This is a genomic window from Rhizobium sp. FG96 (assembly GCF_057808655.1).
This window is the reverse complement of the sequence record NZ_JBMDIL010000028.1, coordinates 1-9691: the sequence shown is the minus strand read 5'-3', so window position 1 is coordinate 9691 and position 9691 is coordinate 1. Positions and strand designations below refer to the sequence as shown.

The following is a 9691-nucleotide window of genomic DNA, read 5'->3' as shown; positions in this document are numbered from 1 at the left end:
CATGGTTGCCGTTACCACCACCCTGGCCGCCGTTACCGCCGCCATGGTTGCCGTTACCACCACCTTGGCCACCGTCACCACCACCTTGGCCGCCATCGCCACCACCGTGGCCACCGTCACCACCACCATGGCCACCGCCAGGGTTACCGCCGTCACCGCCACCAGGGTTGCCGCCATCGCCACCACCGGGGTTACTGCCACCACCGGGGTTGCCGCTGGAACCGCCTCCAGACGTCGAAGCCTGTGAAGAAGTCCTCAAACCGCCTGAATCGTCGCCGAAACCGTGATAGTCATCGGTCGGGATCGCAGCTGTGGGGCGACAGAGGCGGGCCTCGATGGTTCCAGGCTTGACGATGCGACAGTCGATCTGAAGAGGGGCAGACATCCCGAGGCTGGTTGAAGCCATGAGGTAAGCGATGACTATGCTGTATTTCGCTGTTGTTCTTAACATTGGGCAACTCCCTAGGTTAACGAAGCGCTAACGAAATACATTTTATATTAGCTATTTGTTATCCCTAGTCAGCAAGCCCGCCAGTAACGGTACATCTTAATACATAGCTAACCTCGAATGCATAAAGTTTTAGCTTAAACGGACTAGCACTTTCGAAGGAGGGCAGACCATGCGTTACTTCCTGTTGACTAGCGTAGCTGTTGCGTTGAGTTTTCTTTCACAAAGTCAGTCATTTGCCGGGACGGCTCTTCCCCAGGACCGATCGATCGGCGCGCCTCCAGGTTTCGCGGGAGCCTGTGCGCGATATGGTTGGGTTTGCAGGAATGGCGGGGGCAAGGAGCTGGACGACGCTTCGGCGATGGCGCTGATCACCCGCGTCAACAGGAGCGTCAATGCCGCCACCCGGCCCGCGCCGGATACGGTAACGTCAGGCAAGAGCGAGTTCTGGTCGCTGCCGATCGACAACAAGGGCGATTGCGAGGATTACGCACTTCTGAAGATGAAGACCCTGCTCGATGCCGGCTTTCCCTCGCAAAAGCTGGCGCTCTCCATCGTCATCGAGCGGCACGGACAGAATCACGTCGTCCTCGTCGCCCGGCTGAAATCCGGCGACTACGTGCTCGACAGCCTGAACGGCTCGGTGAAGTCCTGGCAGAGCACCGGTTACACCTTCCTGGCGACCCAAAGCTTCACCAGCAAATCGTCCTGGCGAGTTTCACTTGCCGGGCCGAGAGCCAGCGAGTTTTCGGGAATCTAGGCAGATTGCCTGCAGGGCTTGGCATGGCGGCTCGATGGGCCGCCTGTAGACTTTCCCTAAGGTAGGGTCAGGCGCCAAGTTGCGTTTCTGTCGAGCCGTGTTGATTTAGTTCAAGGGAAAGATTTGGTGGAGCTAAGCGGGGCCTCCACGACTGGCGTCTAACCCCTTGAAGCCATTGATAAGGCATGATAATCGCGGACTAAAGTTGGTCTGAGTGATTGGTCTGAAATGGCAAAAAGTTCGATGCGCTATCTCAATTTGCGCGGTTTGAAATACTGGTTCAAGCGTGACATTCCCCTAGCGATCCGCTCCCACTTCGACGGCAAGAGCGCCTATCTCATCAATCTTGAAACCGGTGACATTCGCGCTGCGATGGCCAGACGAGACGAATTGCGTCGGGAGACAGACAAGCTGTTCCGGGACGCCAAGTTTGGCAGAGCGTTGGCTCCTGTGATCGATGTGATCCGAGAAAAGGCCGAAATATGGACGAAAGAGATCGCGGAAGCCGCCGCCGATCCTTGGGGCTGGACCGCCAAAATCTATCATCGTCGCCCGGAAGACATCGAAGACGAGGATGTCGATACGCCCCGAGAGTTCGTTGAGCGAGAAGCCGAGGAGATCGAACGCACTCACGGAAGGGAGGGACGTGACCGGTTCCTCAATCTCGTCCAAGGGCGCGTAGACGTCGATCACCACATTGACGCCTATCTCAGCGAGGCGAAGCTTGCCAAAAAGACTACCGACGAGCGCCGCAACCTGATCAAACGGTTTGCGGGATGGGCCAAGCTTAAGGGATGGCCGCTCCATGAAATAACTCGTGCGAGAGCGGGAGCTTACTACTCCGAGGCCATCGCACCGCTCGACGTTCGAACGGCACGGAAGCACTTGGGAAGCGTCAAGCTCTATTGGGATTACCTCATCATCCGAGGTCACGTAGCTGGTGACAACCCATGGGACCGTCAAAAGCTCCCAGAGCGTGGCCGAAGGGTTGAGCGCAACGGGAAGAAGAAAGAACGCGCCTTCACGAAGGACGAGATCAAAACACTCATATACTCGCCGTACCCTGCCGGGACGAGTAAGTCATTCGAAGCCCAACTCAGCGATGCGATGCGCATCTCTGCCCTTTCTGGAATGAGAGAGAGCGAGATCGTCACTCTATGGGTCGAAGAATGCCCGATTGACGAGAAGGGGAACGGATACTTCGACATAAGACAGGGTAAGACCGGCGCTGCGGAACGACGCGTCCCAATGCACCCGGAACTCCTTGAGATCGTCAAGCGCCGTTCCAAGGGGAAAGGGCCACAAGATTGGCTGTTCGATGAACTGGCCAAAGAGCGTGATGCTGGCGACGTCTTCGGAAAGCGGTTCCGGCAGTATCGTTTGAAGCTCGGCGTTGACGACAAGCAGCCGGGGCAGCGGCGCAGTCTGGTCAATTTCCATTCTTTCCGTCGTTGGTTCATCACCGAGGCGGAGCGGGCTGGCATAGCGGAAAGCACAATATCCTCTGTTGTGGGCCACGAAGAAGGCCGCAAGTCGATAACCCTTAAAACCTACTCTGACGGCCCTGCGTGGCAGCAGATGCGGGTTTGCGTTACCTCTGTGAACCTCCCCGAGCTAAAGGAAAAGACCGAGGTTGTCGAAGCGACAGAGGCGGCCGAGGCGGCTTAAAACTGACAGAAATTTGCGAGGCATCGACCTCGACAAGTGCGGAAGCGAGCGTCCCCCCGGTGGGGTGGCGGCTATTACAGCACGCAACGGAAGCGGTCGTCTCTAGCTGAATGCCGTGCCGATGAGTTGAAGGACGAAGCCGCAAAGCACTAGGGCCAACCCTCTACGCCAATAGAGATGTCGAGCCATCGTTTCGACCTCCTCGGATACCTCGCCGATTGCGTCGGGATTGTCGTCCTTGAATAACTCCCGCGTGACATGAGAGGGCGGGCCATAAGGGTACTTGTCAATGTCGGAATATAGCTCGGCGATGTCCTCCCATTCCTCATCGATAAAGATGCGAGCCAGACCGGCTAGGTCGAGGAGCATACCGCTTATCGTGATCAACTTGGGGCTGACGAAAACGACCGCCCCGATGAGCAAAGCAAGGGCTATCAGAACCGACAGCTTCACCATCCTTCGAAAGGTGGCGATGAGTTCCAGTCGGCTACCCAAAGCGGATGGGAGAATGCGACCGTACAGAGTGCGTGTCACATAACCCTCAAGCGCATCATAGCGTTGCGCTGACCACGCAAGGCCATCGGCTATAAAGTTGCGCAAGTTCCGTCCCCCTACCTGCCCAATCCCCCGCATCTTATGCGGACGGAGCCGGTGCCCACAATGGACCGAAGGGGTGCGCCCACAGGCGTTCATTTGGGTGCGCATCAAGAGAACCACGAAAATGATGGTTCGATAATTACCTATTGACAGCCCAAATAGAACCGACGATAAGCGAACCACCTAAAACGAACTAAGGGTTCCAGATGCTTACCAGAGCCTACCTTCGCGCCAGCACAAAAGAGCAAGATGCGAGCCGCGCCAGAAACGACCTCCAGAGCTTTGCTGACGAGCGCGGTCTGAAAGTGGCGTCTTGGTATGTTGAGAATGAGAGCGGCGCTTCCTTGGCTCGCCCTGAGCTGTTTAGGCTGCTTTCCGACTGCCATCCCGGCGACGTCCTACTGGTCGAGCAAGTTGACCGCCTTAGCCGCCTCAACGCTGAGGATTGGGCGAAGCTCAAAGCTGAAATCACCGCTAAGCGCGTTCGGGTTGTCGCCCTTGATCTTCCCACCTCCTACCAGTTGGCAAACTCGGGAGACGACTTCACAAGCCGAATGCTGGATGCAATCAACGGCATGATGCTCGACATGCTGGCCGCTATCGCACGTAAGGACTACGAGGATCGCCGTAGGAGGCAGCGACAGGGCATTGATAAGGCCAAGTCCGATGGAGTTTATCGGGGTCGCCCTGAGGACGCCAAGCGGAACGAGGCAATCATCGCCATGCTCAAGTCTGGCCAAAGCTGGAACAATATCGTCAGCGCCACAGGATGCTCGCGCTCGACACTATCTCGACTGGCGAAGCGCATTGCTTCCGCACAGGAGGCATAAGGATGGAAGCGGCGGTTCAAGTTTTGCATTGGCTGGTCATAGGCGGCATGACCATTGCGGGGGTCATCGGCGTCTGGGAGACGTTCTTCCGGCAATGATCTAGCGAGGCAAAGCAAAAATAATCATGTCGATCGCTGATAGAATATATAAGATCAGTGCGATTTTCGGTAAAAAACAGTCTAAGTAGAAATTAGGGTTGGTGCGCGTAGATCATCTAAATTCACGAAAATTGGATGCGATATGCGAATGCGTTGCTAAGGCTATAAATGGGAAAAGAGTGATTTCTACTGTTGGCCGATTACCACCCCTTTAAGGAAATGACGTCTCAAAAATCAGTCAGATTTACTTTCTGATACTTCCCGCCATTCGCGTTCGGTGTCGCCTACCGTCATCCCTGCGTCCCTATCTGTTTCCCCCAAAGCGCCACTCGTTTCCGCGCTTGTTCCCCTCAAGTGCAGCATGAGGACGTCTTCTGTTCCCCGCAGCAAGAGCCATCTGCCTTCGTAGTCTGTTGCGCCAACCACCTGTCACGCGGCTTGCAACTGGCAGCACGAGGTGCGAGGCGGACTTCCAGAGTGTCGCCTGAAACGGTTGGGCTGTCTGCGCAATAGAGCCGCATCGGCTGCACTCCGTCGCTAACTTCGAACGTCAATCGTGCGGAGCTTTCAAGGCTGACATGCTCGGACACTTTGCGGATGATAGCGGAGAACTTCCCGGATGGCATGTGAGTGCGACCGTCCTCGTCAATATCCCATAGCTGCACGAATATCTCCGTCCATGCTTCGGGGTTAGCGCCGCAGTCAAGCGCCGCGAACTGACCCGCCTTGACCTCAGTGACGTGGTAGCCGCCTCTGATCCTTCCGCCATCATAGGTGAAGACAAGGGGCATCTCTTTGGCGTTGTCGAGCGTGCCTAATAGTTTGCCTAAGCTGATGTCGGTAGCGGACTGCAAAAGGGGCTTGTCGTGAGCGGTCATCTGCGTTACTCCCGTTTCAATAGTTCAAGGAACATTGAAATATGGATCAGCGTCAAGCCCTGACATCGTTCGCCGCGCTCTCGCAGGAAACCCGGCTCCAAATTGTTCGAATGCTCGTGGTGGCGGGACCGGAAGGAATGGCAGCGGGAATGGTCGCAGAGAAAACCGGCCTTTCGCCGTCGAATGTCTCATTCCACCTCAAAGAACTGGAGCGATCCGGCTTGATCACTCAGAAGCGTGTCTCCCGCTCTATTATCTCCTTCGCCAACTACGAGGCGCTTGGGGGTCTCGTGCGGTTTCTCATGGAGGACTGCTGCGCGGGCCATCCCGAGATTTGCGCTCCTGCTGCCGACATCGCCGCTTGCTGCGCTCCAGTCCAGAATGTGCAGTGAGGAACCGGGATGTCGCTGTTTGAACGCTACCTGACCGTTTGGGTTGGTCTCTGCATCATCGTAGGGGTCGCGCTTGGCCACTTCATGCCATCCACTTTCCACGCGATAGGGGCGCTGGAGGTCGCGAATGTCAATTTGCCCATGGCGGTCCTGATCTGGCTAATGATCATTCCTATGCTGATGAAGATCGACTTCTCGGCACTCGGGAAAGTTGGTCGCTATTGGCGGGGCATCGGCGTGACAGTCTTTGTCAATTGGGCGATCAAGCCGTTTTCCATGGCGCTCCTTGGCTGGCTGTTCGTCGGCTGGCTGTTCCGACCATACCTGCCAGCAGATCAGATCGACTTCTATGTCGCGGGCCTTATCATCCTTGCCGCCGCACCTTGTACCGCGATGGTGTTTGTCTGGTCCAATCTGACCAAAGGAGAGCCCCACTTCACTCTCTCGCAAGTCGCCTTGAACGACGCGATCATGGTTGTGGCATTCGCGCCGGTCGTTGGCCTCCTGCTTGGGCTGTCCGCAATCACCGTGCCATGGGACACCCTGACCCTTTCGGTGGTCCTGTATATTGTCCTTCCGGTGATCGTGTCCCAAGTCCTGCGCCGCCTTACCGACGCCAATCGGCTGGCCGAAACGCTGCAACCGGTCTCGCTGATCGCACTACTGGCAACTTTGGTCATGCTGTTCGGCTTTCAAGGAGAGCAGATCATTGCGCAGCCGACTATCATTGCGCTGCTGGCCGTCCCTATCCTGATCCAAGTCTACTTCAATGCGGGGCTGGCCTACCTACTCAACCGCTGGAGCGGTGAGGAGCATTGCGTTGCTGGTCCATCGGCTCTGATCGGTGCCTCTAATTTCTTCGAATTGGCTGTCGCTGCTGCAATCAGCTTGTTCGGCTTCAAGTCGGGCGCTGCACTCGCAACGGTCGTCGGTGTCCTCGTAGAGGTGCCTGTCATGCTGTCTGTCGTCTGGATCGTCAATCGTAGCAAGGGTTGGTACGAGCGAGGCCATCGGGTGCGCACTGGCACTCATTCCATCAATTCCAAAGAGGCATGAAAATGGACGCCACCATCTACCACAACCCCGAATGCGGAACCTCTCGCAACACCTTGGCCCTGATCCGCCATGCGGGAATTGAGCCGACAGTCATTGAGTATCTGAAAGAGCCACCGTCACGGGACCAACTCGCCTCCCTGATCGCTGATGCAGGGTTGTCTGTGAGGGAAGCCATTCGGGAAAAGGGAACGCCGTACGGGGAGCTTGGCTTGAACGATCCGGGCTTGAGCGATGCGCAGCTTCTCGACGCCATGCTTGAGCATCCGATCCTTATAAACCGGCCTTTTGTTGTGACGCAGATAGGGACGCGCCTTTGCAGACCATCCGAAGTCGTCCTCGACATTCTGCCCGATACGCATACTGGGCCATTCACCAAAGAGGACGGCGAACAGGTATTGAACGAGCAGGGGAAGCGCATTGTCTGATCTGCCCGCAGCTTCGCTCGACCACCTACAGCAGCCCGATCTTGAGGCGCTACGCCCACCGTATGCGAACCACAAGCCACGCATCTTGATCCTCTATGGCTCGCTTCGCGAGGTCTCATATAGTCGGCTGCTCGCCCAAGAGGCGCGGAGGTTGCTGGAGCATTTCGGCTGCGAAGTGCGCATATATGACCCGAAGGGCCTCCCTCTGCCTGACGAGGAACCGGCAAGCCATCCCAAGGTGCAGGAGCTTCGCGAACTGTCGGAATGGTCAGAGGGACAAGTATGGGTCAGTCCAGAGCGCCACGGCGCAATGACCGGCGTTATGAAGGCGCAGATTGATTGGATACCGCTTGCCATCGGTTCGGTTCGCCCCACACAGGGCAAGACCCTCGCGGTGATGGAAGTCTCGGGCGGCTCTCAGTCGTTCAACGCAGTCAATCAGATGCGCGTTCTCGGGCGTTGGATGCGGATGATCACCATCCCAAACCAGTCGTCGGTATCAAAGGCGTATCAGGAGTTTGACGCCAGTGGCAGAATGAAGCCTTCGCCATTCTATGACCGCGTGGTGGACGTTTGCGAGGAGCTTGTGAAGTTCACGCTGCTGACAAGGGGCGCTTCTGCCTATCTAGTTGACCGCTACAGCGAGCGGAAAGAAGATGCGGAGAAGCTAGAGCAACGCGTGGCGCTCAAGTCCATATGACCCCGGAACGGTTTCCCCTTGGAGCCGTCCTCGGCCTCGGCATCACCCAGATCATCGGCTACGGAAGCCTCTATTACAGTTTCAGCATCCTCGCGCCTGACATGGCGAGGGACTTTGAATGGTCCGTGGAGTGGGTCTTCGGAGTTCTCTCCGCTGCACTGCTTGTCGGCGGGCTTGTTGCCCCTTGGCTTGGCCGCTGGATAGATCGGTTCGGCGCTGGCAGGGTAATGACGTTTGGCTCTCTCGTTGCCGCAGTGGCGTTGATAGGATGCGCCCTGGCACCTGATCGAACCACGTTCACGTTGACGCTGATTGCGGTCGAGGTGTCTGCCAATCTGGTGCAGTATGGGGCGGCGTTCGCCTTGCTGGTCCAGATCGGTCCTGCCACCGCGCAACGAAGCATCACGTATTTGACGCTGATCGCCGGTTTCGCATCGACAATCTTCTGGCCAATCACAAGCGCCCTTCACGCGCACTTGTCGTGGCAGAGCGTCTATCTCGTATTCGCTGGCCTCAATCTTCTGGTTTGCCTCCCCATCCATGCTTGGCTGGCCCATACAGCCACGCAACGGAAGAAGAACGGCGACGCCCATAAGACCACCCATGCGGTAGCGGGATCGCTTTCCCCCGATGCCCGGAAGACTGGCTTCGTTCTGATGGTGACAGCCTTTGCGCTCCAATCGCTCGTAGGCTCAGCGGTGCTTGTCCATATGGTGCCGCTGCTATCCGGTCTCGGGCTTGGCGCTTCTGCTGCACTGGTTGGGACACTGTTCGGCCCTGCACAAGTTGCCAGCCGGTTGATCAACATGGTGCTAGGGAAAGGCCTCCCGCCGCTTACGTTGGCCATCATAGCCGCCGCGCTCATGGCCCTTTCGGGGCTGGTTCTTGCCGCTACTTCCCCCGCTACGGCTGGAGCAATGGTCTTTGCGGTCCTATTCGGGTTCGGGAACGGGCTGTTCAGCATCGTCTCCGGAACGCTCCCGCTGTCGTTGTTCGGCAGTGAAGGATATGGGCGACTGCAAGGAAAGGTCATGTCGGCTCGGCTTATCGTTTCCGCCAGTGCGCCCTTCGTCTTCGCCCTCGCCATGTCGAACCTCGGAACGCTGGCGTCGATTGTTATCATTTCCGGCATCGGGGCGGCAGCGGTTGCGGCCTTTGTTCTGATTGGATGGGTGCAGCGGCGACGATAACCACGTCCACTAGAAAAGCGAAACTTCCCCTATCAGGACAATCCGCAGCCGGACCCTTTTAGGATGCTTTAGGACAAGTCGCCCCTTACCCCGCCCACTAGAAATCAGGCGCGATCATCTCCCTCAATCACCCCTGTGTTTTGGGGCTGACTGCAATACGCCGCACAATAGAACCAAACCACATCATCTCTCTGACGAGCGAGCCTCAATCCATTAGGCCGTTCATTAGAACTAATTCCCGGTTCACATATCCCATGTCTATCGGGCGCCTAATGGCGACCTAGCAACCGCCTTCACTAACCACATCATCAATCCACCACAGTGGCCTTCCGAGAACCCCTCGGAGGGCCTTTTTCATTTTATGCGAAAGGAAAAGCTCATGAGAGCAGAAGCAGCAAGAACCGTGTCCGAAAGAAGCAGACTGGCACAGGAAAGACAGCCTATCCCGTTTATTGACGAGTTCGGCCAGCGGTGCCTTCGGGTGCCCTTGGACAGCAAGAGGAAGAGATACGCGGTCATTGACGAAGCGTCGTATCAAAGAGCGACGGCGGGCAGAGCCACGGGCGTCTGGTTCTTGAACGACAACGGACACGGTGAACTGCCCCCCATTTCGACCGGACAGTCGGCATAAGCAGAAAGGCTCAAGCAC

General features: G+C 56.9%; 10 protein-coding genes. 8 read left to right on the top strand and 2 right to left on the bottom strand.

All coding sequences use genetic code 11. The annotated features are described in order from the left end of the window. Window positions 1-620 precede the first annotated feature (620 nt). Window positions 621-1208: a transglutaminase-like cysteine peptidase gene (locus ACODR6_RS31890; protein WP_489026563.1), complete on the top strand. Its 588-nt coding sequence runs from the start codon at window positions 621-623 to the stop codon at window positions 1206-1208. A gap of 243 nt (window positions 1209-1451) precedes the next feature. Next, a complete protein-coding gene (locus ACODR6_RS31885) occupies window positions 1452-2876 on the top strand; it encodes a site-specific integrase (protein ID WP_167719117.1) in 1425 nt (474 codons plus the stop codon). A gap of 102 nt (window positions 2877-2978) precedes the next feature. Here the strand turns inward: ACODR6_RS31885 and ACODR6_RS31880 are convergent, their stop codons facing one another. Then, the gene (locus ACODR6_RS31880; protein ID WP_134649635.1) at window positions 2979-3476 is read right to left on the bottom strand and encodes a hypothetical protein; all 498 of its coding nucleotides are present in this window, start codon (window positions 3474-3476) and stop codon (window positions 2979-2981) included. A 203-nt stretch (window positions 3477-3679) separates the two neighbouring features. Between ACODR6_RS31880 and ACODR6_RS31875 the strand changes: the two genes are divergently transcribed. Further along, window positions 3680-4303, top strand: coding sequence for a recombinase family protein (locus tag ACODR6_RS31875; RefSeq protein WP_134649636.1), 624 nt, complete (start codon window positions 3680-3682; stop codon window positions 4301-4303). Between the two features lie 448 nt (window positions 4304-4751). Here ACODR6_RS31875 and ACODR6_RS31870 read toward each other — a convergent pair whose 3' ends face one another. Next, the gene (locus ACODR6_RS31870; protein ID WP_134649637.1) at window positions 4752-5279 is read right to left on the bottom strand and encodes a DUF6428 family protein; all 528 of its coding nucleotides are present in this window, start codon (window positions 5277-5279) and stop codon (window positions 4752-4754) included. Between the two features lie 41 nt (window positions 5280-5320). Here ACODR6_RS31870 and ACODR6_RS31865 point away from each other — a divergent pair, with 41 nt between their 5' ends. Genes ACODR6_RS31865 through arsK form a run of 5 tightly spaced genes read left to right on the top strand, consistent with a single transcriptional unit; the run spans window position 5321 to window position 9042 of the window. Beyond that, window positions 5321-5671: an ArsR/SmtB family transcription factor gene (locus ACODR6_RS31865; RefSeq protein WP_134649638.1), complete on the top strand. Its 351-nt coding sequence runs from the start codon at window positions 5321-5323 to the stop codon at window positions 5669-5671. Window positions 5672-5680: 9 nt separating this feature from the next. After that, window positions 5681-6727, top strand: a complete 1047-nt coding sequence (gene arsB, locus ACODR6_RS31860) for an ACR3 family arsenite efflux transporter (protein ID WP_489026559.1) — start codon at window positions 5681-5683, stop codon at window positions 6725-6727. Then, on the top strand, window positions 6724-7152 hold the full coding sequence (gene arsC / locus ACODR6_RS31855; RefSeq protein ID WP_489026557.1) for an arsenate reductase (glutaredoxin): 429 nt from the start codon (window positions 6724-6726) through the stop codon (window positions 7150-7152). The genes arsB and arsC overlap by 4 nt, the downstream gene beginning before the upstream one ends. Further along, entirely contained in the window at window positions 7145-7852 is a 708-nt protein-coding gene (gene arsH / locus ACODR6_RS31850) for an arsenical resistance protein ArsH (RefSeq protein WP_134649641.1), read from the top strand. The genes arsC and arsH overlap by 8 nt, the downstream gene beginning before the upstream one ends. Next, the gene (gene arsK, locus ACODR6_RS31845) at window positions 7849-9042 is read left to right on the top strand and encodes an arsenite efflux MFS transporter ArsK (RefSeq protein ID WP_489026554.1); all 1194 of its coding nucleotides are present in this window, start codon (window positions 7849-7851) and stop codon (window positions 9040-9042) included. The genes arsH and arsK overlap by 4 nt, the downstream gene beginning before the upstream one ends. The last annotated feature ends 649 nt before the right edge of the window (window positions 9043-9691 follow it).

Excerpts from the sequence above, each read along its gene's own strand:
- ACODR6_RS31870 (WP_134649637.1), bottom strand. The coding sequence starts at position 5,279 with ATGACCGCTCACGACAAGCCCCTTTTGCAGTCCGCTACCGACATCAGC.
- ACODR6_RS31890 (WP_489026563.1), top strand. The coding sequence starts at position 621 with ATGCGTTACTTCCTGTTGACTAGCGTAGCTGTTGCGTTGAGTTTTCTT.
- ACODR6_RS31865 (WP_134649638.1), top strand. The coding sequence starts at position 5,321 with ATGGATCAGCGTCAAGCCCTGACATCGTTCGCCGCGCTCTCGCAGGAA.
- ACODR6_RS31885 (WP_167719117.1), top strand. The coding sequence starts at position 1,452 with ATGCGCTATCTCAATTTGCGCGGTTTGAAATACTGGTTCAAGCGTGAC.
- arsB (WP_489026559.1), top strand. The coding sequence starts at position 5,681 with ATGTCGCTGTTTGAACGCTACCTGACCGTTTGGGTTGGTCTCTGCATC.
- ACODR6_RS31875 (WP_134649636.1), top strand. The coding sequence starts at position 3,680 with ATGCTTACCAGAGCCTACCTTCGCGCCAGCACAAAAGAGCAAGATGCG.
- arsK (WP_489026554.1), top strand. The coding sequence starts at position 7,849 with ATGACCCCGGAACGGTTTCCCCTTGGAGCCGTCCTCGGCCTCGGCATC.
- arsC (WP_489026557.1), top strand. The coding sequence starts at position 6,724 with ATGAAAATGGACGCCACCATCTACCACAACCCCGAATGCGGAACCTCT.